This window comes from Streptomyces malaysiensis subsp. malaysiensis, assembly GCF_040653035.1.
Taxonomy (GTDB): Bacteria; Actinomycetota; Actinomycetes; order Streptomycetales; family Streptomycetaceae; genus Streptomyces; species Streptomyces malaysiensis.
On sequence record NZ_JBEZNG010000033.1, the window covers coordinates 1 to 25,267 of the forward strand.

Sequence of the window (25,267 nt, forward strand, 5' to 3'; positions counted from 1 at the left end):
TTTCAGCGCCGATGGTACTGCAGGGGGGACCCTGTGGGAGAGTAGGACGCCGCCGAACAATTTTTAGCCTCGGTCCCGAGTACTTAGTGCTCGGGGCCGAGGCATTTTTGCGTTTCACCGCGATATCCCGCGATATCCGTGGCCGGTCCCGCGGCCGGCGATCCTCGTCCGCGAAGCGCACCTGGCTGACGGGGGCACGTTCTGGCACGTTGGGGACGGCTGACCCGGCTTGGCTGACCGGGGGACTCCTCGTGCGTGCCGTCGTCGCGCTGTCAGCGCGATTCCTGGCTCACCAGGGAGCGGTGCGGCCAGCGGGCTCGTGCCTGTTCCTGGGAGCGCATCAGGGCCAGTGTGGGCAGGCCCTGGGCCGCGCCCTGGGCGAGGAGGTCGGGGAGCGCCGGGAGCGGGGCCACGGCGGCGACGTCGTCCAGGACGAGGGTGAGTGGTGGGTCGAGCCGACCGGAGGATGACCGTTCGGCCATGCGCCGGCCGTGCTCGACCACGTGCGAGGCGAGTGCGGTCAACAGGGGCATCGCACCCGGCTGGGTTCGGGGATCCTCGATGGATTCACCCATCAGATAGAGCGTTCCCCCTTCGGCGACGAATGACTCCAGCGCGAGCGTGTCGGCTCGTCCCGGATTGCAGGCGTCCCGGATGTGGATCGAGGAGAGCGCTCCGAGGGCACGGGCGGTCAGTTCCTGGGCCATGTCCCGGCGTTCGCGGTGTGCGGTGAGCGTGGCCTCCAGCTCGCCGGCCGCGCCGCCCGCCGCCTTGGGATGCGTACGGAGGATCCGTACGGGCTCATGGGCCGAGTTGCCCTGCGCCCAGCGGTGCACATGGCGGAACGGTCGGCCGTCCACCGCGGCGGCGTGCAGCCAGCAGCGGAGCATCGTCTCCGCGGCCTCCGCTAACGGCCGGTCCATAGCGTGCATGGGCCGTACCGGGGCGAGGAGGGCGGTGGCGCGGGCGGCCGCGATATCGCGGGAGCCGCAGTCCGCCGCCGGGTTCCAGCGCAGCCGCGCGGGGGTGTCGAGCACATGGGACGGGTCGAAGACGTGGGTGGGGCCGAACTTGGCGCGCGCGTCCTTGGTCGTGGACCAGAGCTTGGGATCGCTGGTGACGACGAGGACGGGGCCGATGGCCTCCAGGATGGTGTGGGCCGCGGACTCGCCGCGCTGGGCGCCGAAGAGGACGCGGGACTGGACGAGTTCGCCCTCGGGGAGGGCGGCCCCAGTCAGCGGGCCGGTGCGTGGGGTGGGGAGCGGCTGCGCGGAAGCCGGGTCGAGCGGGGCGTACAGGCCGTCCTGGGCGGCGGGCGTGGTCGCGTTCTCGCTGGGCGCGCCCGCGGTGGGGGCGTTCTGCGCGCCGGCTCTCTGCTCGGAGATATGGGGGTGTGGCTTGGGGCCCGTTCCGGTGGCCGCTTCGGCGGCGGCCTCGGTCTGGTGATGGTGACCGGTGGCGGGTGCGATGGCGCCGTTGCCGGGGGCTGCCTCGGCGGGGGCCGGCGCGGGGGGCACGAGGGGGCGCTCCGGAGTGACGTTCTCGGGCCAGAGGGCCGGGGAGTGCGCAGAGGGTCCGAAAGTGGCTCCTGGGGCCGCTGAGCCGCTTGCTGGGCCGGGCGCGGGCGGCGCCTCCATGCCCGGGGCCGGTCCCGTTCTCGTAGGTCTCGTACCGTTGCCGGTCGCGGTCCCGGTGACGTCTTCGGCGGCCTCCGCGTCTGTGCGGCCGAGCCGCTTCGCCTCTGCCGCCTTCGCGCGGGCGGTGGCGAGGGCGGCGCTGCGCTGGGCGCGGACCATCCGGTAGCGGGCCAGTGTGCCGATCACGAAGATCGTCAGCACGATCAGCACCATCAGCTCGCTGATGAAGATGCCCCAGAAGAGCCCGTACCCCGACAGCTGGTCCTCCGGGGTGCTGGGCCATGCCGCCGCCAGATTCTGGGGCTCCGTGACCAGATGGCGCAGTGCCACCGGGGTCCGCATGAAGGTCAGGTTGTCCGGCCAGGCGCCGTGGGCCAAGAGCCCGGCCAGGCCGGTCGCCGACCACATCAGCCCTAGCGCGCCCAGCAGGAGGGCGACGCAGCCGACCAGCAGGGCATCCGGAATGCCGCGCTCGGCGGACTGTGATCTTCCGGGCTCCGCGGGCCCGCCGTGATTCTGTCCCGCTGCCATCTCACGCCACCGTGGATCCGTACGACGGCCCGCCGTAGGTGTCCGCCTCCGCCGCCTCGACCGCCGCGGCGGCCCTCTCCTCGGCCTCCGCCTCGGCGGCCATCTGCAACGCCAGGCCGTCCTCCGTCATCGCCCGGTCCGTGTAGACGAGGGGTCGCTCGGCCTCGGTGATCAGGTGTTTGACGACCTGTACGTTGCCGTTGACGTCCCATACCGCGATACCGGGGGACAGCGTCGGGATGATCTCGACGGCCCAGCGGGGCAGCCCCAGGACGCGGCCGGTGGCCCGTGCCTCGTCCGCCTTCTGGGCGTAGACCGTGCGGGTGGAGGCCATCTTGAGGATGGCCGCGGCTTCCCGTGCCGCCGCGCCGTCGACCACGTCGGAGAGATGGTGGACGACGGCGACGAAGGACAGGCCGAGCCGTCGTCCGAACTTCAGCAGCCGTTGGAAGAGCTGGGCGACGAAGGGCGAGTTGATGATGTGCCACGCCTCTTCGACCAGGAAGATGCGCTTCTTACGGTCGGGACGGATCCAGGTGTGCTCCAGCCAGACACCCACGATGGCCATCAGGATCGGCATCGCGATCGAGTTGCGATCGATATGGGACAGGTCGAAGACGATCAGGGGCGAATCCAGATCGATTCCGGCGGTGGTGGGGCCGTCGAACATACCCCGCAGATCACCGTCGACCAGTCGGTCGAGCACCAGGGCGACATCGAGGCCCCAGGCCCGTACATCGTCTATATCGACGTTCATCGCCGCGGCCGACTCCGCCTCGGGGTGGCGCAGCTGCTCCACGATGTCGGTCAGCACCGGCTGGCGGTCGACGACGGTCTCGTTGACATAGGCGTGCGCGACCTTCAGGGCGAATCCGGAGCGCTCGTCCAGTCCATGCCCCATCGCGACCTCGATGATCGTGCGGAGCAGGGCGAGCTGACCGGTCGTGGTGATCGCCGGGTCCAGGGGGTTCAGGCGGATACCGCCGTCCAGGGCCGCCATGGGGTCGAGCCGGATGGGCGTTATCCCCAGCTCCTGGGCGATGAGGTTCCATTCGCCGACGCCGTCCTCGCCCTGGGCGTCCAGCACCACCACTTGGCGGTCGCGGAACCGCAGCTGGCGCAGTACATAGGTCTTCTCCAGGGCCGACTTGCCGTTTCCGGACTCGCCGAGCACCAGCCAGTGGGGGGCGGGCAGCTGCTGGCCGTAGAGCTGGAAGGGGTCGTAGATATAGCCCTTGCCGGAGTAGACCTCGCGGCCGATGACCACGCCGGAGTCGCCGAGGCCGGGGGCCGCGGTGGGCAGATAGACGGCCTGGGCCTGGCCGGTGGAGGTGCGCACGGGCAGCCGCGTCGTCTCCACCTTTCCGAACAGAAAGCTGGTGAACGCATCGGTGATGGCGCTCATCGGATCGGCCACGGCGGAGCCCCTATCGTCCCTGTCGTCCCAGTCGTGTCTATCGGCTCTATCGGCGGATGCCGGTCGCGAACGGCAATGTGTTCACAAAGGCCCGGTGGTGTTCGCGGTCGCACCACTCCAGCTTGAGGTAGCTCTTCCCCGCCGACGCCCGGATGGTCCGCTTGTCGCGCGCGAGACCCTCCGGCGAGCGGGAGGACACGGTGATGTAGCCGACGAGATTGACGCCCGCGGCGCCGCTGGCGAGATCCTCACCGCGCTGGTCGAGCCGGCCGTGGGCGGCGATGTCACGCGGGTCCACGGTGCGGTTCATCTTCGCGGCGCGGCTGGCCTCGGCCTCGTCGTTGGTCTTCTCGGTGAGCATCCGCTCGATGGCGACCTCGGTGGGCTCGAGGTCCATACAGACGGCGACCGTACGGATGACATCGGGGGTGTGGACGAGCAGCGGGGCGAGGAAGTTGACCCCGACGGGCGTCATGGGCCACTCCTTCACCCAGGCCGTGGCATGGCACCAGGGCTCGCGGGTGGTCGACTCGCGCGTCTTGGCCTGGAGGAAGGTGGGCTCCATGGCGTCCAGCTCGGCGGGCCAGGCGTTCCGCTTGGTCATCGCCTGGATGTGGTCGATGGGGTGGTCCGGGTCGTACATGGAGTGGATGAGCGACGCCAGCCGCCCCTGCCCCAGGGGCTGGCGCACCCGGATGTCGGCCTCGGCGAGCCGGGCGCAGATGTCGGTCAGCTCACGGGCCATCACCACGGCGAGGCCCGCGTCCTTGTCGAGGCGGCGGCCGCCGCCGCTGTGGCGGGCGGCGCGCGCGATGGCCTGGGCCTCCGCGGCCAGCTCGCGGGTGTAGTGCATACAGGCGACGAGATAGGCGCGGTGCTGCTCGGAGGAGGTGGAGACCATCGACTGGAGCTGGTCGTAGGAGTCCTTGAGCCAGCTGGGGGCGTGCTCGTCGCCGCGCCGCTCGACGTCCTTGGCGTGGGCGTCGGGGTCGGCGGGGAGGGTGCGGGCCAGCATCTGGAGACGGGTGACGAAACCGTCGCCGTTGGCCACATGCTTGAGCAGGGTGCCGAACCGGTCGACGAGGGCCTCCTGGTCCTCGCTGTCGCGCAGCCCGACGCCGGGGCCCTCGATCTCGATGGCGGCGGTGACGGTGCGGCGATCGGCGTGCAGGAGCACGGCGATCTCGTCCGGGCCGAAGGGGGCGGCCAGCCAGTTGATCCGGCCGATGCCGGGGGGCGGGCCGACCTCGATCTCACGGCCGTCGAGGCGGGTGCCGGCCTCGGCGGCGCCGGAGCGGTAGGCGGTGGTGCCCTTACGGACGCTGCGCTTGTAGGAGCGGTTGATCTCGAACCACCGGTAGAACGTCCGGCCGTTGTACGGGACGTACACGGCGGCGAGGGCGAGGGTGGGGAAGCCGACCAGGGTGAGGATGCGGAACATCAGCACCGGCACCAGCAGCCCGCACATCATCCCGATGAACGCCCCCGCGATGATCAGCGCGATCTCGCCGGTCTCGCGGTTCTTGCCGACGATCGCGTTGGGGCGGGGGCGCCCGATCAGATATGTGCGACGGGGCGCGATGGGGTGCGACTGTGCTTCGATCGTCACCGCCGGTCACCTCCCGAGTTGTTGCCGGAGCTGCGGTTCGTGGCGGAGGCGCCGGAGGAGCCCCCGGTGTGGCCCGTGCGGCTGGCGGGCGCGGGGGAGGCGCCTCCGCTGCCGGTGCGGGTGCTGTGGGCCGCCACACCGCCGGAGACGGGGTTGGCGGGCTTGGCCTGCCCCGGGCTGGCGCCGCCCCCGCCGGCCTCGCCTCCGCCGCGGGCGCTGTGGGTGTTGATGCCCTGCTTCACCAGGGCGGCGGGGGAGCTGATGACGGCGGCGGCCTGGCGGGACGCGGGGTCGGCGCTGGCGCTGCGGGCCTTGACGATCTCGTCGCCGAAGCCGGGCACGAAGCGGTAGATCATCGCGCTGGCGAAGATGGCGAGGATGATGATGGCCAGGCCGGAGACGACGGCCGAGAACGCGTCGGGCTTGTCGCCGGAGGTGGAGAGCGCGCCGGCGAGGGCCAGCACGATCATGATCACCGGCTTGACGAGGATCACGGCGATCATGATCCCCGCCCAGCGGCGCACATGCCCCCACATGTTCTTGTCGACGAGGCCCGAGTAGACGGCGGTGCCGAGCAGCGCGCCCACATAGAGGAGGGCGGCGCGGATGACGAGCTCCAGGCAGAGGACGCCGGCGGCGAGGATCGTCACGAGCGAGACGACGATGAGCATGATCGGGCCGCCGCCGATGTCCTCGTCCCGCTTGAGGGCTTGGGCGAAGGAGCCGAAGAAGGCGTCATTGTCCGCACCGGTGCCGGAGGAGATGGCTTCGGTGACGGCGTCGGTCGCGGTGACGACCGTATAGAGGATGAGGGGGGTGAAGGCGGAGGCCAGGACCGTCAGCCAGAGGAAACCTATGGCTTCGGAGAGCGCCTCGCCGAGGGGGACGCCGCGGATGGCGCGCTTGGCGACGGCGAGGAGCCAGAGGATGAGGGTGAGGACGGTGGAGGCGGCGAAGACGACGGCGTACTGGCGGAGGAAAGCCTCGTTGGTGAAGTCGACGGTGGCCGTCTCCTTCACGAGCTTGGAGAGCTTGCCGACGAGCCAGGCGGCGGCGTCGGCGCAGCCTCGGGCGAGGGAGGCGGCGGGGTCCAGGGGGTTGGAGGGGTCGGGGGGGCCGCTGGAGCCGCCACCACCGCCCTTTTCGCAGTTCTCTCGGACCTGACCGAGGAGGAGGTCGCAATCGTCGCCCTGGCCGCCGGACGGTGTGGGGGTCGGCGTGGGCGCCGCCGCGGCGCGGTCGGCCAGGAGGATGGCGGCCGTCTGCGCCGCGGCCAGGGCTCCGGCGAGGGTGAGAGCGCGTCGGCGGGGGCTAGCGGGCATAGGTGAACCCTCCGTACTGCTCGACTGCCTTGGCGATCTCATCGGCTGTGGACGCGGTGCGGTCGCTGTTGACCGGGGCCGGCCCGGCCTTCTGCGAGTAGCTCTCGGCCTTCCAGTCGTTGTTCACCCACCGCAGCTTGAGCGTCAGGGTGAACCAGTCGTTGGTGACCGGGTTCTTCGATCCCTCTCCGGCCGTTCCGAACACGCCGGTGCACCAGACCGCGACGGTCGCGGTGGTGTCCGAGAACTTGCCGACCTTGGTGCCCAGGGGGGCGGTGCGCGAGACGTAGGTCATGCCGTCGGCCGCCTTGCCGTTCGCGTCCAGGCCGATTCTCTCCAGCGACGCGGCGGAGTAAGCCTTGTCGAGCCTGGGCTGGAGCCGGTCGGCGGCCGCGCTGGTGAAGATCTCGGGGAGGATCGCGTGGCGTTGGTCGCGGTTGTACATTTCGGCGGACCCCAGCGCCACCGCGTAGTTCGCCGCCGCGCTCTGGGCGCCCTGTTCGGATTTGGCGAAGCCCGAGGCGATGCCCGTGGTGTTGTTCTTGCCGTCGACCGGGCGCTCGCCCGTGGGGGCGGTGGGGCGGGCTTCGGTGCCGGTGCCGCCGCCGGAGTCGCCGCCGCTGCTGGAGTCGTCCTTTTGGCCGCCGCGGTTGACGAAGGCGATGGCCGCGAGGAGGAGGACGACGACGCCGACCACGGTGATGAGGTTGCGGCTGGGCTTGCCGGCGCGGCCGGGGGCACGGCGGGGCGGGCCGTAGGGGTCGCCGTCGCCCTCGGGCAGGCGGGTGCGTGTCAGATGACCTTCGGAGGCCGCGCCGCGGCCGCGGCGCGGCTCATGGCCCTCGTAGTCACCGCCGTATCCGTCGTCGCCGCCGAGACTCATCCTGCGTACGCCCCTTCGCCCATACCTAGCCTGCCGAGCCTGCTGATCCCGCCGATCCTGCCGTCCGTGCCGACCGCGTCATCCATGGTCCCTCTTCCGTCACCCGCATACGACGGTAACCGCGAGGACTGACGCTCGGGCGCGCTGGTGTGAGTGGACATCAAGCTGACACGACCTCAGCGTGGTGAGCGGGAGCGGGCATCAGGGAGCAGCCTCGGGTACGGGGTGTGGGGCCGGTAGGGGGACTCGGGAGCGGAGGCTTGCGGCCAGGGGCGTGCGCCCCGCGCGAGAGGGGGCGGTTCGGGGCGGGCGGGGAGAGCGGCTAGATGGCCATGCCGTACACGATCGTGAATAGCGTGCCCAGCGATCCGATGATGAACACACCGGTGAGGCCGGCGACGATCAGTCCCTTGCCCTGCTCCGCGCTGAAGGTGTCCCGCAGGGCCGTCGCGCCGATCCGCTGCTTGGCCGCGCCCCAGATGGCGATGCCGAAGCAGAGCAGCAGCGCGACCGCCATCACGACCTCGATCATGACGCGCGCCTCGCTGCCCAGGCTGCCGAACGGACCCCAGTCTGGGGCGATTCCGCCGATGATGGTGTTGATGTCGCCCTTTTCGGCCGCTAGGAACATGATGAACTCACCGCCCCTTGTGGGTTGTTGTGTCCCCCGCCGATGTGGCGTGGGTCAGGCTCTATCTTCGCTGATGAATCCGCTTCCGCATGTCGACTTGGCGGCATTTCTTAGCGGATCTCGTGCGTGTTGTGGGACACGGCCGTCTGGCGGACGTGGTAGGCGTGTCAATAGAGTGTCGTATGGTCACTCTGTGTATCACGCGGGTGGGTGTAGGGCAACGATCGGTAAGGGGCGTCGGCAGGGCCGTCGGTGAGGGGCCATCAGCGGGGCCGCGGTGAGGAGGGTCGGCCGTATGCGCCGTGAGCCGGTCACGGGCCCCGGGGCGGGTCCCGCTCGTCCGCCCCGCCGCTCACTTCCCCGCGGGGTCGTCGCTCTCCGTGAGATCGGCGAAGTCGTCGAACTCGCCCGCCTTGACGCCCTTGAGGAACGCCTCCCACTTCGCCCGGGTCGTGACGACGACGGTCTCCGGGTCGTTGCTCTCGCGCATCAGGATCTGGTCGTCGGGGCCCACGGCCACCTCGAGGTACGCGCTGCCTTCTTCGATGTCGTCGGGCGCGGCCCGCTGCCAGTCGAGCTCTCGCCAGTCGCGCCGTGTCATCTGCGGTCCCCAGGGTCGTGCTGCTCGGACGGCTGGACTCTACGCGTTCGACGGCCCCGCGAGAGGCGGCCGGGGCGAGGTGGGGAGGCGTGCGGGGCGGGGCGGCGGCGCACAGGGGGCGCGCGTCGGGGCCCGTCGTATGGTTTCGGCTGGGGAGCGGCTGATTTTCGCCGTGCGTGCGGAAACACGTTCGCACCGCGGGCGAATGGGGGAGGATGGCCGGGTGCGTAAGGTCTGGCTGGGTGTCAGTGTCGGTCTCGGAGTCTCCTTTTCCTTTGTCGCGCTGCTCGTCGTCGGTACCTATATGGTCGCGGCGGACCTCCTCGGCGGTGCGGGCGGCAGAGCGGTCGGGCTGGCGAAGGGCTCCGTTCCCGCTTCGTACGAGCCGCTCGTCCAGCGGTATGGGAACTCCTGCCCCGCCATCAACCCCGCGCTTCTGGCCGCGCAGCTCTACCAGGAGAGCGGCTGGAACGCGAAGGCGCAGAGCCCGGCCAACGCCAAGGGGATAGCGCAGTTCATCCCCGCCACCTGGGCCTCGCACGGGGTCGACGGCAACAAGGACGGCGTCAAGGACATCTGGGACCCGCAGGACGCGATCCCGTCGGCGGCCGCCTATGACTGCTCGCTCGCCAAGTACGTCAAGGATGTGCCGGGCGATCAGACGCACAACATGCTGGCCTCGTACAACGCGGGCGCCTATGCCGTGATCAAGTACGGCGGGGTGCCGCCTTACCGCGAGACCCAGAACTATGTGAAGACCATCACGACCCTCGCCAAGAGCTTCGAGGCGCCGGTCCAGAAGGTCCAGCCCTCCCGGCAGTCGGCCGGGGCGATCTACTTCGCGCAGAAGCAGCTCGGCAAGCCCTATCTGTGGGGTGGGAACGGCACGCCGGAGGAGGGCGGGCGGTTCGACTGCTCGGGGCTGACGAAGGCGGCGTACAAGACGGTCGGGATCGATCTGCCGCGCGTCGCCAACGACCAGTGGAACGCCGGGCCGCACCCCAAGCGGGACGAGCTGCTCCCAGGAGACCTGGTGTTCTTCGCCTACGACCTCGACGATCCGAGATCGATCCACCATGTGGGGATCTATGTGGGCGGCGGTTACATGATCAACGCGCCCTACACCGGTGCGGTGATCCGTTTTGACAAGATCGACACGCCGGACTACATCGGTGCTACGCGGGTGACCCAAGATGGCGCGAAAGCGCTGCCAAGGGCGGACTCCGCGTAAGGATTCCCCCTGAGCTGCGACGATCGGTCACCCTTCGATAACGTCCCGGTGATCGTTGGGTGGATTACGGAACCCCCGGCGAGAAGAGGGCGTTCCCTGGAAGTGGATCGAGTGTGGATCAGCGCGGATCGACGGCGGATTCTCCGGCGCCGGTCGCGTTGCCACGGATCGCAAGGCATTACGGGGGTCGGCAGCTGCACGTAGTGACAGGCAAGAGATAAGGGGCCACGGCATATGGCTGGACTCGCACTGGACGGGTCGAACCCCGATGTCAGCCTTCTCTACGACATCAACGGGCTGGCGAAGGACGCCCCGCACTGGTTCGACCGCGTCATGGAGTTCGTCGGCGAGTACGGGATCGTCATCGGGCTCGCCCTGGTCGGCCTGGCCGCCTGGTGGAGCGTGCGGAAGCGGCCGCAGGAGGCCCCGTCCGCCGTCGCCGGGCTGATGTGGGCCCCGTTGGCCGCCGGGTTGGCGCTGATCGCCAACATCCCCATCCGCGGCTTCGTCGAGCGGCCCAGACCCTTCAGGGACCATCAGGGGCTCGAGGTACTGGTGGCGGGCAAGACCGACTTCTCGTTCGTCAGCGACCACGCGACGCTGACCATGGCCGTCGCCGTCGGCGTCTTCATGGCCCACCGGGCCTACGGGGCGGCCGCCATAGGGCTCGCGCTGCTGGAGGGGTTCTGCCGTGTCTATATGGGTGTCCACTACCCGACCGATGTGATCGGCGGGTTCGCCCTGGGGACGGCGGTCACGCTGCTGCTGGCGCCGCTAGCGATGATGCTGCTGACGCCGCTGACCACGGCGATCGCGAATTCGCGGGTGGGTCGGCTGATTCGGGTCGAGCCCGCCGCCGTCGGCCGGGGCGCGGACGAGGCGTGTGCGGAACTCGCGGAGTCCCGCTCGGTGGGCGGCGACCACGGGAACAAGGACCTGGCGGCCTAGCGGCCCGCTGCGGATGTGCCCAGCGGCCTCCTTACGGTTGCGATGAGGCCACGGCACCGTGGTGACGAAGGCCCGGCGGCTGCCGGGCCTTCTGCCTTTCCCGAGCCCGGGACCGGGCCTGTGCCCTCTCGCTCGTCACCCCACGGCGCGGGGCCTCACAGCGCCTGCGGGAAGTCGAAGAGCCGGTCCGGGTCGTAACGCTTCTTCACCCGCGACAGCTTGTCGGCGGCCGAGCCGTAGTAGGCCGTGCGCCAGTCCTTCAGCGACGCGTCCGTGTAGTTCTGGTACGCCGCCCCGGAGGCGTACCGCCGCATCGCCGTATGGGCCCCGTCCAGCCAGGCGTTGCCCGCGGTGCCCGAGCCGCTCGCCGCCCAGGACGCGGTGTACTGCGCGAGGAACCGGGAGCGGCGGTGGACGAAGGACGTGGCGGTGGGCGAGACCCGGTTGACCGCCCCGCCGAGCGCGGTGAGCGCGATGCTGACCGCGCCCCCGCCGCCGGTGCGCCGCCCGTAGCGCTCCACCTGGTCGAGCATCGCCCGTACGCCCGCCTGGCTCAGCGAGCGGTCGTAGAAGTCCGAGCGCGCCGCGTAGGTCTCGCGGTTGAGCACCCCGGAGGTGTTGCGGCCGGGCTTGTCACCCGGCAGATGGCAGTTGGCCGTCGAGGTGTCGCCGCAGCCCGCGTACATCCGCATGGCGTCGACATAGCCACGGCGGCGCAGGCTGACCTGCGAGGCGGGGCCCGGGCCGCCCGGTCCGTCGGCGAGCCGGTCCACGGCGTTCTGGAGCGCGCCGTAGGTGCCGAGCGAGAAGCAGCTCACGGAGACGGTGGGGGCGCCGCCGGGGGCGGCCGACAGGTGGAGCGCCGACCAGATCTCGTCCGGCTGGTCCGGACCCCACTTCTGCCAGGCGCTCAGCACCTTCGCGGCCTTGGACCATGGCCATGACATATAACAGGTCACACCGTCCGCCGCTTCATGCGTACGGAAGCGCAGTTCGGTGACGACGCCGAAGTTGCCGTTGCCCGCGCCGCGCAGCGCCCAGAACAGTTCCGCCTCGCGGTTCTTGGAGACCTCCAGGGCCTTGCCGTCCGCGGTGACGATGGTCGCGCCCGTAAGGCTGTCGGCGGTCAGTCCGTACGCCCGGGAGACCACACCGTGGCCGCCGCCGAGGGTCAGCCCCGAGATGCCGACGCTCGGGCAGGAGCCGCCGGGGACGGTGACCCCGCGGGCGCCGAGCGAGGTGTAGACGTCGATGAGCTTGGCCCCGGCGCCGATCCGCGCCTCGCCGGAGCTGGTACGGATCGATGACAGCGCGGAGACGTCGATGACGAGGCGGCCGTCGCCGCTCGACCAGCCGGCGTAGGAGTGGCCGCCGTTGCGGATGGCGACGGGGGCGCCATGGCGCCGGGCGAAGTCCAGACAGGCGGATATGTCCGAGGTGTTCGCTATATAGGCGACGGCGGCGGGGTGAAGGTGGTCGAAGCGGGTGTTGTAGAGCCGGCTGGCCGAGGTGTAGTCGGAGTCTCCGGGGCGCACCAGGTCGCCCTGGAGGTCCTTGCCGAGCGCGCTCCAGTCCGCGGACTTCGGCTTGCCGTCGACGGCGCCGCGCCTGCCGCTCGCGGAGGCCGAACGGGCGTCCGACGCCGAGGAGGAGGCGGAGCCGCCGGAGGATGAGTCACCGCCAGCCTTCCCCGTGCCGTCGTCGCACGCGGTGACCCATGTGGCGGTGGCCGCCAGCCCCGTGCCCGCTGCCAGCAGTGTCCGCCGGTTCATGGCGGTGTCCCCTCCCTGTCGACACTCTTCCCGACCGTCGACCGGGCCACCGTGAAGTCGGCCCGGTCGCTTGGTCAGAGGGATGGACCGGGGAGCGCGGTTCCGCTCGTGTCCAAAGAGTTGTCGGCGGACGGACAAGAAGCGCTAATCGGGCGAGTCCGATGAATCGCTTGTGTCGGACGGGGAGTGACGGGTCGTCGCATGCACCGCCGCGTCGTCACGGGCGATGGCTCTGGCTCGACGGGCCGGACCGGACCAGCCGCAGGTGCATCTGGCGATGGAGAAGGACCCCCGCTCCACGGTGGTGGTGCGGTTCTGGCCGGGGCGTATGTCGCCTGAGTCGAGCACATGACCACGCTACCGGGCCGTTACGGGCCGCCGGGGTGAATCGTTAAACGAACAAGTATCAAGCGTGGACGAGCGTGGCCAGGGGGTCGGCGGTCGATGGAGTTCCAGCAGCGCGGGCTCGGCGTACGGAGACGGGTGAGAGCGGCCGCCGGGCTCGTGTCGGGTGGTCTGCTGGCGGTGTCGCTGGCGACGGTCAGCGGCTGCTCCACCGAGACCGCGGCCGATGAACGCCCTGCCGGCGCCGCGCGGGAGAGCGCGGTCGCGGCGCTCCACCGAGCCGCGGATGTACTGGTCAAATCGGGCAGTTCACGGGTGCGTACGACCATGGAGACGGCGACCGGCGGCACTCGCGTGTCCATCCGGGGCGCCGGTGCGTACGACTTCGAGAAGCGGCTGGGCCGGCTGCGGCTGTTGTTGCCGAAGGACGCGATGGGGACCGCCGAGCATGCGCCGATCACCGAACTCCTGGCCCCCGGGGCGCTTTTCATGCGCAATCGCGGCGCGGGCATTCCCCGCGACAAATGGGTGCGGGTGGATACGACGGATATCCCCGACGGCAATCTCGTCACCGGCGGCGCCACGGATCCGCTGATCGCCGCCGAACTGCTGCGCGGGGTGCGGAAGGCCAGTCTGGTCGGTGAGGAGGGGCTCGGTGGGGATCTGGTGCGCCACTACCGCGGTACCACCGACATCGGCCGGGCGGCGCGGGTCGCGTCGGAGGGGGTGCGGGGGTCGCTGATGGCCGCGGCCAGGGGGTTCGGCGAGAGTACGGTGCCCTTCGACGCGTATCTCGACGGGCTCGGCCGGCTGCGCGAGGTGCGGCACCGGTTCACGATGGCCGGCCGGGCCGACGGCCAGGAGGCGACGGAGGGCGCGGGCGCCGCCGGACGGCCCGACGCGCTGGGCGTCGCCTCCACGACGCAGCTGTACGACTTCGGGGCGCCGGCCCTGATCGAGCTCCCCAAGCCCACGGATATCTACACAGGGAAGGTCGGATCACCTCAGAAGTAGTCGGAGGGGCTCCCTTTGCCCTTCGAAATGGCCCATCCGTGCCATGCGCGGAGTGTGTACCGATCCCTACGCTGGGAAGCCGCTGCTCGAAAGTGCTCGCAGGTGCTCGCTGGAGGAGGTGAAACACGTGGTTGCGCGTCGCGGCTCGTCGGGCCCGGACCCCGTGGCCCTCATCGAAATCGATCTCTACGGTGACTTGATGATCGCTGCGTCGAGCGCGGACGAGGACAGGCTCAGTACGGACCGTATCGACGAGGTGCTCCGGGTGCGGGCCGACCGATCAGATTCGGCCGAGGGAGCCAAGGGTGCCAGGGGCGCCAAAGGCGTCAGACGACCCAAGGGCGCCGGGGGTGCCGGGGGCGCCGAAGGCACCAAGGGAGCGCAGGGCGCTCAGCGCGCCGAGGATGCGAAGCGTGCCCAGGAGATGAAGAGCGCCCCGGACGCGAATCGTGCCCAGGACGTGAATCGTGCCCAGGACACGCATCGCGCTCAGGACATGAAGGGCGCCCCGGAGGCGAATCGCGTCACAGAAGCGAATCGCGCCCAGGACGCGAAAGGCGCCCAGGACGCGAAAGGTGCCGAGGGCGCGAAGGGCGCCCCCGAGGCTCTTGCCCCCGAGGCCGGGGGCCCGGACGCCCCGTAGCGGAGTCGCCGTCTCGCCGGCGGGCGCCCGGCGGCCCCGTCCGGCGAGGGGGCGGTCATGTCCAGGCCCGCGGACGTGGCCACGGTGCCGGCCCTCAGGTCCGCAGCAGCCGGGCGATGGCCGCCGTGGCCTCGGCGACCTTGGTATCCACCTCGCTTGTGCCCTCCTCCTCGCCCCGGGCGGCGCTCTCCACGGCCGCGCTGGCGACGCAGTGGCGCAGATGCTCCTCGAGCAACTGGAGGGCGAAGGACTGGAGCGCCTTGGTGCCGGCCGAGACCTGGGTGAGTATGTCGATGCAGTAGACATCCTCCTCGACCATCCGTTGCAGCCCCCTGATCTGTCCCTCGATCCGGCGCAGCCGCTTGAGGTGCTGATCCTTTTGTTTGGCGTACCCATGGCCACCGTGGGGTACGGACTCCTGTGCGGAGGTGTGGCCGGACGCCTGGCCCCGCTCGTCGCCGTCGTTGGGCGCGGTGGTATCGGCTGCCGTGGTCGTCATGGCGTCCTCCCGTTGATTGCGCTATGTCCGCATATACCCCCAGCGGGTATATGGTACCGGGTTTTCCGGTCGAACCGGGCCCCCGTGCTGAGCACTCTGCCTGATGGGCGACACTGGGGACGCCGGTTACCGTGGCCGGAAGATGCGCCTAGCATCGTCGAGTCCCCATCCGCTGCATTCCGAGGATCCCCAGTGCGCTTTCGTCTGACCCCCAGGGAGACGAGCTTTTACGACATGTTCGCCGCGTCTGCGGACAACATCGTGACCGGCTCCAAGCTCCTGATGGAATTGCTCGGGGCGGACTCCTCCGCTCGTGCCGAGATCGCAGAGCGGATGAGGGCCGCGGAGCACGCGGGGGACGATGCCACGCACGCGATCTTCCACCAGCTGAACTCCTCCTTCATCACACCGTTCGACCGCGAGGACATCTACTCCCTGGCCTCGTCCCTCGACGACATCATGGACTTCATGGAGGAGGCGGTCGACCTGGTCGTCCTCTACCAGGTCGAAGAGCTGCCCAAGGGGGTCGAGCAGCAGATCGAGGTGCTGGCGCGGGCGGCCGAGCTGACCGCCGAGGCGATGCCGAATCTGCGCACCATGACCAACCTCACGGAGTACTGGATCGAGGTCAACCGGCTGGAGAACCAGGCGGACCAGATCCACCGCAAGCTCCTGGCCCACCTCTTCAACGGTAAGTACGACGCGATAGAGGTGCTCAAGCTCAAGCAGATCGTCGATGTGCTGGAGGAAGCGGCCGACGCCTTCGAGCACGTGGCCAACACGGTCGAGACCATCGCCGTCAAGGAGTCCTGAGCCCCGGCATGGACACCTTCGCGCTTGTCGTGACCATCGCGGTCGCGCTCTTCTTCACCTATACCAACGGCTTCCACGACTCGGCCAACGCGATCGCGACCTCGGTCTCCACCCGGGCGCTGACCCCGCGGGCGGCGCTCGCCATGGCCGCCGTGATGAACCTCGCGGGTGCCTTCCTCGGCAGCGGCGTCGCCAAGACCGTCAGCGAGGGCCTGATCGCCACCCCCACCGGCGATCAAGGCATGATGATCTTGTTCGCCGGGCTGGTCGGCGCGATCACCTGGAACATGGTGACCTGGTACTTCGGCCTGCCGTCCTCCTCCTCGCACGCGCTGTTCGGCGGGCTGGTGGGCGCGGCGCTCGCGGGGGCGAGCACGGTCCACTGGGACGGGGTGCTGGAGAAGGTCGTCATCCCGATGGTCATCTCGCCCATCGTCGGCCTGATATTGGGCTACTTCGTGATGGTGATCATCCTCTGGCTGTTCCGTGACGCGAACCCGCACAAGGCCAAGCGCGGCTTCCGGATAGCCCAGACCGTCTCGGCGGCGGGCATGGCGCTCGGCCACGGCCTCCAGGACGCCCAGAAGACCATGGGTGTCGTGGTGATGGCCCTGGTCATCGGGGGTGTCGAGGACGAAGGCGACGCGATTCCGGTGTGGGTGAAGATCTCCTGTGCCGCGATGCTGTCGCTCGGCACCTACGCGGGCGGCTGGCGGATCATGCGCACGCTGGGACGGCGGATCATCGAGCTGGACCCGCCGCAGGGGTTCGCGGCGGAGACCACTGCCGCGGGGGTCATGTACACGGCGTCTTTCATGTTTCAGGCGCCCATCTCGACCACCCATGTCATCACCTCGGCGATCATGGGTGTGGGGGCTACGAAGCGGGTGAGCGCGGTCCGCTGGGGGGTCGCGAAGAACATCGTTCTCGGCTGGTTCATCACCATGCCCGCGGCGGCCGGAGTCGCCGCACTCAGCTACTGGATCGTCAACCTGGCCTTCGGCTGAGCCGTGCGCCGAACCTGATCTGTACGCCGAGCCTGCTAGCCGTACGCCGAACCTGATCGCCGTACGCTGACGCCGTGCACGAAGTGGACCCATGAAAGTGGGCCCGCCCCCGGGAGCCAGGGGCGGGCCCTTTCGTCTTGCGGTGGCACCGCCATGCAGCACCGCAGGACGTTCTTTCCTCGCCGGTCGCGCGAGGGGCCTGATCAGCCGAAGCGGCCCGAGATGTAGTCCTCGGTCGCCTGCACCGACGGGTTGGAGAAGATCCGCTCGGTCTCGTCGATCTCGATGAGCTTGCCCGGCTGGCCGACACCGGCCAGGTTGAAGAAGGCCGTACGGTCCGAGACGCGCGCCGCCTGCTGCATGTTGTGCGTCACGATGACGATCGTGAAGCGCTCCTTGAGCTCACCGATCAGATCCTCGATGGCGAGCGTGGAGATCGGGTCGAGCGCCGAGCAGGGCTCGTCCATCAGCAGCACGGCGGGCTCGACCGCGATGGCGCGGGCGATGCACAGCCGCTGCTGCTGACCGCCGGAGAGGCCGGCGCCCGGCTTGTTGAGCCGGTCCTTGACCTCGTTCCACAGGTTGGCGCCCTTGAGGGACTTCTCGACGACGTTCTCGAGCTCGCTCTTCTTGTACGAGCCGTTGAGCTTCAGCCCGGCGGCGACGTTCTCGAAGATGGACATCGTCGGGAACGGGTTGGGGCGCTGGAAGACCATGCCGACCGTGCGCCGCACGGAGACCGGGTCCACCCCCGAGCCGTAGAGGTTCTCGTCGTCGAGCATCACCTTGCCCTCGACCCGGCCGCCGGGGGTGACCTCGTGCATCCGGTTGAGGGTGCGCAGGAAGGTGGACTTGCCGCAGCCCGACGGTCCGATGAAAGCGGTCACCGAGCGGGGCTCGACCGTCATCGAGATGTCCTCGATGGCTTTGTGGCTGCCGTAGTAGGCGGTCAGCCCGCTGACGTCGATGCGCTTGGCCATGTGAATCACTTCTCTTCTTCTCGGCCTCAGCGGCCGGACTTCGGGGCCTTCCAGCGGGCGATGCCGCGGGCCACCAGGTTCAGGATCATGACGAAGGCGATGAGCACGAGCGCCGCTGCCCAGGCCCGGTTGAAGGAGGCTTCGTTGCCGAGCTGCCACTGCTCGTAGATGTAGTAGGGCAGCGACGACTGAGCGCCTTCGAACGGGTTGTTGTTGATCCCCGTGGCGCCGAAGACCAGCAGCACGATGGGCGCGGACTCGCCGGCGACTCGGGCGACCGCGAGCATCACACCGGTGGTGATTCCGCCGATCGCGGTGGGCAGCACCACCTTGAGGATGGTGCGCCACTTGGGCACGCCGAGCGCGAGGGACGCCTCACGCAGCTCGTCCGGGACCAGCTTGAGCATTTCCTCGGTCGAGCGGACGACGATCGGCATCATCAGGATGGCCAGCGCCATGGCACCGGCGAAGCCCGAGTAGCTGAAGCCGAGAATGATGATCCAGAAGCTGAGGATGAACAGACCGGCCACGATCGAGGGGATACCGGTCATCACATCGACGAAGAAGGTGACGGCCTTCGCCAGCTTGCCGCGCCCGTACTCCACCAGGTAGATGGCGGTCAGCAGGCCGATCGGAACGGCGATGAGGGCGGCGAGGCCGACCTGTTCCAGGGTGCCGATGATCGCGTGGTACGCGCCACCGCCGGGCAGGATCGTCTGCACACCCTCCATGGAGTGGCCCAGGAAGTAGCCGTCGAGCACCGTCCGGCCCCGGTCGACGGTCTCCCAGATCAGGGAGAGCAGCGGGACGACGGCGAGCAGGAAGCAGACCCACACCAGACTGGTGGCCAGCCGGTCCCTGGCCTGCCGGCCCCCTTCGACCACCGCGCCGAGGACGTACGAGGCGACGATGAACACCAGGGCGGCGAACAGGCCCCACTGGAACGGACTGTCCATTCCCAGGGCGGTGCCGATGCCCGCCCCCAGGGCCAGCGAGACCACGACCAGGGCGTACGGGGCCCACTGCGGCAGCCGGGCCTGCTGAAGGCTCGAACCGTGGCGAGAGCCGCCCTTGTCAACGACAGCGTTACTGCTCATGCCGTGCCCCCTACATTCGCTCCGCCGCGCCGGCGGCTGATGTGACTGTCGTCCACGCGGCGCGGAGGTGCGGGTTTCGTCGTCTTCTGCGGCTCAGCGGCCGCGTGTGCGTCGCTCATGCGGTGTCTCTTACATTCGCTCCGCCGCGCCAGCGGCTGATGTGACTGTCGCCCACGCGGCGCGGAGGTGCGGGTTTCGTCGTCTCCTGCGGCGCAGCGGCCGCGTGTGCGTCGCTCATGCCGCGGTCCCCGAGTACTCCTTGCGGCGGGCGATGATCATTCGCGCCGCGCCGTTCACCAGCAGGGTGATGACGAACAGCACCAGACCGGAGGCGATCAGCGCGTCACGGCCGTCGTTGCCGGCTTCCTTGAAGCGGCTGGCGATGTTCTGGGCGAAGGTGCCGCCGCCCGGGTCCAGCAGGCTGGTCTCGATCAGGAAGTTGGGGGACAGCACGGTGGCGACCGCCATGGTCTCGCCGAGCGCGCGGCCCAGGCCCAGCATCGAGGCGCTGATGATGCCGGAGCGGCCGAAGGGGAGGACCGACATCCGGATGACCTCCCAGCGGGTCGCGCCGAGCGCGAGCGCCGCCTCCTCGTGCATCTTCGGGACCTGCCGGAACACCTCGCGGCTCACGCTGGTGACGATCGGCAGGATCATGATCGCCAGCAGGATGCCGACGGTGAACAGGGAGCGGGCGGCGCCGCCCTGGTAGCTGAAGATCCCGGTCCAGCCCAGGTAGTCGTCGAACCAGGTGTAGAGGCCGGTCAGATGCGGCACCAGGAAGAGCGCGCCCCACAGGCCGTAGACGATGCTGGGGACCGCGGCGAGCAGGTCGATGACGTAGGCGACCGGGGTGGCCAGCCGGCGCGGGGCGTAGTGCGAGATGAACAGCGCGATGCCCACCGCGACCGGAACCGCGATGACCATCGCGATGATCGAGCTGACGACCGTGCCGTAGGCGAGGACGGCGATGCCGAACCGCATCGGCGAGGTGCCGGTGTTCCACTCGAAGGTGGTGAGGAAGTTGGCCTCGTCCTTGGAGATCGCGATGGCGGCTCGGTAGGTGAGGAAGGCCGCGATGGCCGCCATGATCACCAGGAGGGCGATACCGGAACCTCGGGAGAGGCCGAGGAAGATCTTGTCACCGGCGCGGCCGGTGGAGCGGGTCTTGACCTTGGATGGTGACCCGGCAACTGATGATGTGGGTTCTATATCCGTTTTCATGAGTTCTCCGGTCTGCGGAGCCTGATGCGGATGAGGCTCCTGGTGCGGCGGTGCACCGGACGATGCGGCTGACTCCGCCGCGGCGATTGCCTTGGCGGAGTCAGCCGCATTCGGGTCAGGAGAGGCTCTTGACGCTCTCGCGGACCTTGTTGGCGATCTCGGTCGGCAGCGGGGCGTAGCCGAGCTCCTTGAGGGAGGTCTGGCCGTCCTCGCTGGCGACGTAGGTCAGGAAGGACTTGGTGGCGGCCAGGGTGTCCGCCTTGTTGCCCTTGTCACAGGCGATCTCGTAGGTCACCAGGGTGATCGGGTAGGCGTTGGCGGCCTTGGTGTCGTACGCCAGGTCCAGGGCCAGGTCGCTGCCGGTGCCCTTGATCTTGGCCTCGGAGATGGCCGCGGAGGCGTTGTCGACGGTGGCCTGGACCGGGGCGGAGGCACCGGTGTCCAGGTCGACGGTCTTGATGCTGTTCGCGGTCGCGTAGGACAGCTCGAAGTACGAGATGGCCCCCGAGACCTGCTTGACCTGCGAGGAGACACCGGAGGAGCCGTCGGCCGACTGGCCGCCCTTGCCCTCCCACGCCTTGCCCGGCTCATGCGGCCACGCCTTGGGGGAGGCGGCCTTGAGGTACTTGGTGAAGTTGTCCGTGGTGCCCGACTCGTCGGAGCGGTGGAACGCCTGGATCTTGAGGCTCGGGAGCTTCGCGTCCTTGTTCAGCGCCTTGATCGCGGGGTCGTCCCACTTGGTGATCTCGGAGTCGAAGATCTTGGCGAGGGTCTCGGCGTTGAGCGTCAGCTTGTCCACGCCGGGGACGTTGAAGCCGACGGCGATCGGGCCGCCGACCATCGGCAGGTCAATGGCCTTGCCGCCCTTGCACACCTTCTCGGAGGACTTGACCTCTTCGGGCTTCAGGGCCGAGTCGGAGCCCGCGAAGGCGGTCTTGCCCTGCAAGAACTCCTGGATGCCCGCGCCGGAACCGGTGGCCTTGTAGTTGAGCTTGGTGTCCTTGCAGGCCGCGCCGTAGGTCTTGATCCACAGGTCCATGGCGTTCTTCTGCGCGGAGGAGCCGGAGGCCAGCAGCTGCCCCTTGCCGTCGCACTTGATGTTGGAGGCGGCCTTGGAGCCGCCGCCGTCCTTCGCGTCGCCGCTGTTGTCGTCGGAGCCACACGCCGTGAGGACAAGGGCGCCGGAGACAGCGAGGGCACCGGCGACGATGGCGCGAAGCCGGTTCTTGCGCTGAAGCTTCACTTTCAGGAGTTCCTTCCAGGAGCCGCCGGTGGGGGACGGCGCGCGAGATGGGTTGAGCGCACTTGTTGTGGCGTTCGCCGGAGCCGTACTCGACTCACGCTCAGTAGGGCCGAAAGTAGGCAGATCAGGTGAAGCGGCCTGAGGGGGCGAGTTAACGGATGGTGAACCTCGGCCGTCAGTGTGGTGGCCATGTCACGGCCAGGTCACGGCCGGATCGCAACGCGGACGACCCCCTTGCGGAGGCCCTGCCAGGCCCGTCCGACACGTGTACGACACCCGTCCGGTGAACCGGATCGGGGTGGCTGCCGGCGTAACCGGCGCGTGTCTCTGTCGAATTGCGGTACGGCATGTCACTATCCGTCCCTACGTGCCGGTACGTCAGGTCTGGCGCGCTGGAGGGACAGGAGCGCGCACGGCCGGAGCGGAACGAGAGGAGACCGCGGGTGAGGCGGGACGGGAAAGGGAGGGGTGTGAGCGTCGCCGCGGCCACCGCGCTCGTCTGCGCGCTGGGGCTGTCGGCCGTGCCGGAGACGGCGTACGCCGCGCCGGGCGAGCCGGGGCCGGCGCCGAGCCCGGGCGGCGGGAACGGTGGCGGCGGGACCGGGGGCCGGAGCCTGGAGGAGGTCCGTCAGGAGGTCGACGGGCTCTACCGCAAGGCGGAGTCGGCCACGGACGCGTACAACCTCGCGCGGGAGCGGCAGGCCCGTCAGGAGAAGGCCATCCTGAAGATCGCCCGAGCCGTGGTGAAGGCCCAGAAGGAGATGGCCGGGCTGCGCAAGCGGGCCGGGGCGATGGCGCGGGCGCAGTACCGGGGCGGCGGGATGCCGGCGGAGGCGCGACTGTTCCTCAACGGCGACCCGGGCGACTTCCTCGACGGGGTCACGCTCGCGCGCAAGGGCCAGCAGGCGACCCACGGTCTGATCGGCCGTCTGGAGCGCACCCAGGTGGCGCTCGACCGCTACGCCGACTCCGCCTCCCAGGAGTGGGAACGGCTGGACCGGAGCCGGGCGAAGAAGGCGGCGGCGAAGAAGGAGATTCTGCGCAAAATGGCCCGGGCGCAGCGGCTGGAGTCCCGGCTGGCAAAGGACGAACGGGAGCGGCTGCGCCGACTGGAGGAGGACAAGGCCCGTGGCGCGCAGGCGAAGTGGCTGGACACCGGGATACTGCGGAAGCTGGGCAGCGGTGCCACCGCGATGGGCGGACGCGCCGTCGACTTCGCAAAGGACCAGCTCGGCAAGGACTATGTGTGGGGCGCGGTGGGCCCCGACACCTATGACTGCTCGGGGCTGACCCAGCGGGCGTGGTCGGCGGCCGGCCGGACGATCCCGCGGACCTCGCAGGAGCAGTGGAGGCTGCTGCCGAAGGTGAGCGTGCGGGACATGCGCCCGGGTGATCTCATCATCTACTTCAGGGACGCGAGCCATGTGGGGATGTACGTCGGCAGCGGTGCGATGATCCACGCCCCCCGACCGGGCCGTCAGGTCACGGTCGCGGGCGCGGGCTCGATGCCGATCCTGGGCGTGGTCCGGCCGGACGCGAGGTAGCGCGGCGGGAGTTTGGCGTCGGTCGGCGGTGGGCTGCCGTCGATCGGCGATGGGCTGTCGTCGATCGGCGGGCGTCCGCCGTCGAAGGGCCTGCCTGGGCCGCCGGGTTCGGCGGGGGTCCGCCGCGGTCCGGTGCGGGGCTGCCGTCAAGGGGCCGCTACGGCCCGCCCGGCGCGCTACGGCCCGCCCCTCGGCTCGGACCGGCCCGGCGCGGCTCAGGCGGTCGCCCGGCGGCTCGGACCGGCGCCCACCGGGCTCAGGCCGGCGGAAGCTCGTTCAGGGCCGTCTCGAAGGCGTCGTACGCACGCTGGTCGAAGAGGACGAAACGGGCCTCGGTTACCGAAGTACCCATATCGCGCACGGTGGTGAGTGCGATTCGGGCCGCGCTGTCGAGGGGCCAGCGGTAGACGCCGGTGGAGACGGCCGGGAGGGCGACCGTACGGGCGCCCAGTTCATCGGCGATCCGCAGCGACTCGCTGTAGCAGGAGGCGAGCGTGGCCGACCGGTCCTCGGTCGTGGAGAAGACCGGCCCGACCGTATGGATCACCCAGCGGGCGGGCAGTCGGCCGGCCGTGGTGGCGACCGCCCGGCCGGCCGGAAGGCCCTTGCCATAGCGGGACGCACGCAGATCGCGGCATTCATCCAGAATGTCGGGTCCACCCCGCCGATGGATGGCTCCATCGACCCCACCCCCTCCCAGCAGGGAGGAGTTGGCGGCGTTGACGATCGCGTCGACCCGCTGCTCGGTGATGTCGCCCAGCGCCAGCGTGATGTTCGTCATCTCGGGATTGTCACCTGGTTTGCCAAGTGCCGCAGGACGTGGGGCATATGACAAAAGTCAGTGCCTGGAGGTCATTCCATGAAACCGCCGCCTAGCGCTAAGGTCACCTGGCAGTATCCGGTACCCGCCACCTGACGCCGCTGAAACCGACCAGTCGGTGTGTGTGCGTACCGGATTCCCACAGCGCTCCGCCGGTCGGTGGGGCGCGCCCTCGGGGGGAGGGAAGGAATCGAGCGATGTCCGTACCCGTGCCGAGGCAACGGGAGGCACCGGCCCCGTCAGCCGGTCCCGCCACCCTGCCCGAGAACGGGCTCACCCTGCTGGTGATCGAGGACGATCCGTCCGGTGCCTTCAACGTTCCCGAGATGCTTGATACCGAGGGTAACCGAGTCCGTATCCGTACGGCTCGCAACCTCACCGAGGCCAGCCGGCTGCTGACCGACGGGGTGCAGTGCATCCTCCTGGCCCTGCCGGGCCCGTCCGAGGACGGGCCGGACTCGCTGGCCACGCTGCGCAGGGTGCTGAAGCTGGCGCCCTCGCACGCCGTGCTCGTCCTGACCGCGGAGGACGACGCCGAGCGCGCCGCCGAGGCGGTACGGGTCGGCGCCCAGGACTTCCTCTTCCGCGGCGAGCTGGACGGCCGGGTCCTCAGCCGCGCCATCCGCTACGCCGTCGAGCGCAAACGCTCCGACCTCGCCCAGCGCCAGCTCACCGAGTCACGGCTGCGCGCCCAGGAGAACGCCCGGCTGGAGCGCGGACTGCTGCCCACTCCGCTGCTGGACGGCTCGGGGCTGCACTTCGCCGCCCGCTACCGGCCCGGCCGCAGCCGCGCCCTGCTCGGCGGCGACTTCTACGACACCGTCCGCACCCCGGACGGCACGGTCCACGCGATGATCGGCGACGTCTGCGGCCACGGCCCGGACGAGGCCGCCCTCGGGGTGGAGCTGCGGATCGCCTGGCGCGCCCTGACCTTCGCCGGGCTCTGCGGCGATCAGCTGCTCGGCACCCTTCAGCAGGTGCTGGAGAACGAACGCGCCGACGATGAGATCTTCGCCACACTGTGCACCGTCGACATCGCGCCGGACGGCCGCCGGGCCGGGGTCTGTCTGGCCGGGCACCCCTCACCGCTGGCGATCCGCCCGAGCATGGCGCCCCGGCTGCTGCCCACCGACGAGAACGGCCCGGCGCTCGGCCTGCTGCCGAACGCCCGCTGGCCGCGCCGCGAGGTCGAGCTCGGCGGGGCCTGGAGCCTGATGATGTACACCGACGGGCTGATCGAGGGCCGCGTCGGATCAGGGGTGCAGCGGCTCGGCCAGGACGGCATGGTCGAGATCGTCGCGCGTCAGGTCGCGGAGGGGCGGCGCGGCGAGGAACTGCTGGACGCGACCGTCACCGAGGTGCGGGCGCTGAACGGCGGGGAGCTCACCGACGATCTGGCGGTGCTGCTGCTGGACCGCGACTGACCGGCCGCGGCCGGTCTTTTCGCTGACAACGA

Annotated in this window: 22 protein-coding genes; 8 read left to right on the forward strand and 14 right to left on the reverse strand. The window is 69.8% G+C overall.

Going from position 1 to position 25,267, the window contains the following annotated elements; genetic code table 11:
- Positions 1–272: 272 nt before the first annotated feature.
- The 7 genes from AB0E24_RS39900 to AB0E24_RS39930 form a co-directional block, all read right to left on the reverse strand.
- Complete coding sequence (locus tag AB0E24_RS39900) at positions 273–2,168, reverse strand: type IV secretory system conjugative DNA transfer family protein (RefSeq protein ID WP_359384519.1); 1,896 nt, start codon at positions 2,166–2,168, stop codon at positions 273–275.
- A 1-nt stretch (position 2,169) separates the two neighbouring features.
- Positions 2,170–3,573, reverse strand: coding sequence for an ATP-binding protein (locus AB0E24_RS39905; RefSeq protein ID WP_202544062.1), 1,404 nt, complete (start codon positions 3,571–3,573; stop codon positions 2,170–2,172).
- A 58-nt stretch (positions 3,574–3,631) separates the two neighbouring features.
- Positions 3,632–5,188, reverse strand: coding sequence for an SCO6880 family protein (locus AB0E24_RS39910; RefSeq protein WP_069873681.1), 1,557 nt, complete (start codon positions 5,186–5,188; stop codon positions 3,632–3,634).
- A gap of 2 nt (positions 5,189–5,190) precedes the next feature.
- Positions 5,191–6,516, reverse strand: a complete 1,326-nt coding sequence (locus tag AB0E24_RS39915; protein ID WP_359384522.1) for a hypothetical protein — start codon at positions 6,514–6,516, stop codon at positions 5,191–5,193.
- Positions 6,506–7,399: a DUF8175 domain-containg protein gene (locus tag AB0E24_RS39920; RefSeq protein ID WP_100806615.1), complete on the reverse strand. Its 894-nt coding sequence runs from the start codon at positions 7,397–7,399 to the stop codon at positions 6,506–6,508. Before AB0E24_RS39920 ends, AB0E24_RS39915 begins: the two co-directional genes overlap by 11 nt.
- Before the next feature lie 322 nt (positions 7,400–7,721).
- Positions 7,722–8,030 carry a DUF8827 family protein gene (locus AB0E24_RS39925; protein ID WP_009716148.1) on the reverse strand — a complete coding sequence of 103 codons (309 nt, stop codon included), beginning with the start codon at positions 8,028–8,030 and terminating at the stop codon, positions 7,722–7,724.
- Between the two features lie 352 nt (positions 8,031–8,382).
- The gene (locus tag AB0E24_RS39930) at positions 8,383–8,631 is read right to left on the reverse strand and encodes a DUF397 domain-containing protein (protein WP_069873650.1); all 249 of its coding nucleotides are present in this window, start codon (positions 8,629–8,631) and stop codon (positions 8,383–8,385) included.
- Between the two features lie 223 nt (positions 8,632–8,854).
- Here AB0E24_RS39930 and AB0E24_RS39935 point away from each other — a divergent pair, with 223 nt between their 5' ends.
- Together AB0E24_RS39935 and AB0E24_RS39940 are read left to right on the forward strand one after the other, a co-directional pair.
- Positions 8,855–9,862 carry a C40 family peptidase gene (locus AB0E24_RS39935; protein WP_069873679.1) on the forward strand — a complete coding sequence of 336 codons (1,008 nt, stop codon included), beginning with the start codon at positions 8,855–8,857 and terminating at the stop codon, positions 9,860–9,862.
- Between the two features lie 234 nt (positions 9,863–10,096).
- Complete coding sequence (locus AB0E24_RS39940; RefSeq protein WP_093700526.1) at positions 10,097–10,810, forward strand: phosphatase PAP2 family protein; 714 nt, start codon at positions 10,097–10,099, stop codon at positions 10,808–10,810.
- Between the two features lie 155 nt (positions 10,811–10,965).
- Here AB0E24_RS39940 and AB0E24_RS39945 read toward each other — a convergent pair whose 3' ends face one another.
- A complete protein-coding gene (locus AB0E24_RS39945; protein ID WP_359384526.1) occupies positions 10,966–12,582 on the reverse strand; it encodes an FAD-binding oxidoreductase in 1,617 nt (538 codons plus the stop codon).
- A 444-nt stretch (positions 12,583–13,026) separates the two neighbouring features.
- Here AB0E24_RS39945 and AB0E24_RS39955 point away from each other — a divergent pair, with 444 nt between their 5' ends.
- Positions 13,027–13,941, forward strand: coding sequence for a hypothetical protein (locus AB0E24_RS39955; protein ID WP_359384530.1), 915 nt, complete (start codon positions 13,027–13,029; stop codon positions 13,939–13,941).
- 127 nt (positions 13,942–14,068) lie between these two features.
- Positions 14,069–14,584, forward strand: coding sequence for a hypothetical protein (locus AB0E24_RS39960; protein WP_359384532.1), 516 nt, complete (start codon positions 14,069–14,071; stop codon positions 14,582–14,584).
- A 94-nt stretch (positions 14,585–14,678) separates the two neighbouring features.
- Here AB0E24_RS39960 and AB0E24_RS39965 read toward each other — a convergent pair whose 3' ends face one another.
- Positions 14,679–15,083 carry a metal-sensitive transcriptional regulator gene (locus AB0E24_RS39965; RefSeq protein ID WP_069873634.1) on the reverse strand — a complete coding sequence of 135 codons (405 nt, stop codon included), beginning with the start codon at positions 15,081–15,083 and terminating at the stop codon, positions 14,679–14,681.
- 192 nt (positions 15,084–15,275) lie between these two features.
- Between AB0E24_RS39965 and AB0E24_RS39970 the strand changes: the two genes are divergently transcribed.
- Positions 15,276–15,896 carry a DUF47 domain-containing protein gene (locus AB0E24_RS39970; RefSeq protein ID WP_030837909.1) on the forward strand — a complete coding sequence of 207 codons (621 nt, stop codon included), beginning with the start codon at positions 15,276–15,278 and terminating at the stop codon, positions 15,894–15,896.
- Positions 15,897–15,904: 8 nt separating this feature from the next.
- Positions 15,905–16,903, forward strand: coding sequence for an inorganic phosphate transporter (locus tag AB0E24_RS39975; RefSeq protein WP_069873632.1), 999 nt, complete (start codon positions 15,905–15,907; stop codon positions 16,901–16,903).
- Positions 16,904–17,106: 203 nt separating this feature from the next.
- On the opposite strand, the gene pstB is transcribed toward AB0E24_RS39975, so the two are convergent.
- The 4 genes from pstB to pstS form a co-directional block, all read right to left on the reverse strand.
- Positions 17,107–17,883, reverse strand: a complete 777-nt coding sequence (gene pstB / locus AB0E24_RS39980) for a phosphate ABC transporter ATP-binding protein PstB (RefSeq protein WP_069873630.1) — start codon at positions 17,881–17,883, stop codon at positions 17,107–17,109.
- Positions 17,884–17,909: 26 nt separating this feature from the next.
- Positions 17,910–18,980 (reverse strand): phosphate ABC transporter permease PstA, encoded by a 1,071-nt coding sequence (gene pstA / locus AB0E24_RS39985; RefSeq protein ID WP_079258466.1) that lies wholly within the window; start codon positions 18,978–18,980, stop codon positions 17,910–17,912.
- A gap of 234 nt (positions 18,981–19,214) precedes the next feature.
- On the reverse strand, positions 19,215–20,204 hold the full coding sequence (gene pstC / locus AB0E24_RS39990; RefSeq protein ID WP_069873626.1) for a phosphate ABC transporter permease subunit PstC: 990 nt from the start codon (positions 20,202–20,204) through the stop codon (positions 19,215–19,217).
- Between the two features lie 115 nt (positions 20,205–20,319).
- The gene (gene pstS / locus AB0E24_RS39995; protein WP_079258468.1) at positions 20,320–21,447 is read right to left on the reverse strand and encodes a phosphate ABC transporter substrate-binding protein PstS; all 1,128 of its coding nucleotides are present in this window, start codon (positions 21,445–21,447) and stop codon (positions 20,320–20,322) included.
- Between the two features lie 443 nt (positions 21,448–21,890).
- Between pstS and AB0E24_RS40000 the strand changes: the two genes are divergently transcribed.
- Positions 21,891–22,991: a C40 family peptidase gene (locus tag AB0E24_RS40000; RefSeq protein ID WP_102937715.1), complete on the forward strand. Its 1,101-nt coding sequence runs from the start codon at positions 21,891–21,893 to the stop codon at positions 22,989–22,991.
- 256 nt (positions 22,992–23,247) lie between these two features.
- On the opposite strand, the gene AB0E24_RS40005 is transcribed toward AB0E24_RS40000, so the two are convergent.
- Positions 23,248–23,772 carry an O-acetyl-ADP-ribose deacetylase gene (locus tag AB0E24_RS40005; protein ID WP_069873620.1) on the reverse strand — a complete coding sequence of 175 codons (525 nt, stop codon included), beginning with the start codon at positions 23,770–23,772 and terminating at the stop codon, positions 23,248–23,250.
- A 236-nt stretch (positions 23,773–24,008) separates the two neighbouring features.
- Here AB0E24_RS40005 and AB0E24_RS40010 point away from each other — a divergent pair, with 236 nt between their 5' ends.
- Complete coding sequence (locus AB0E24_RS40010; RefSeq protein WP_069873618.1) at positions 24,009–25,235, forward strand: PP2C family protein-serine/threonine phosphatase; 1,227 nt, start codon at positions 24,009–24,011, stop codon at positions 25,233–25,235.
- Positions 25,236–25,267 lie beyond the last annotated feature (32 nt).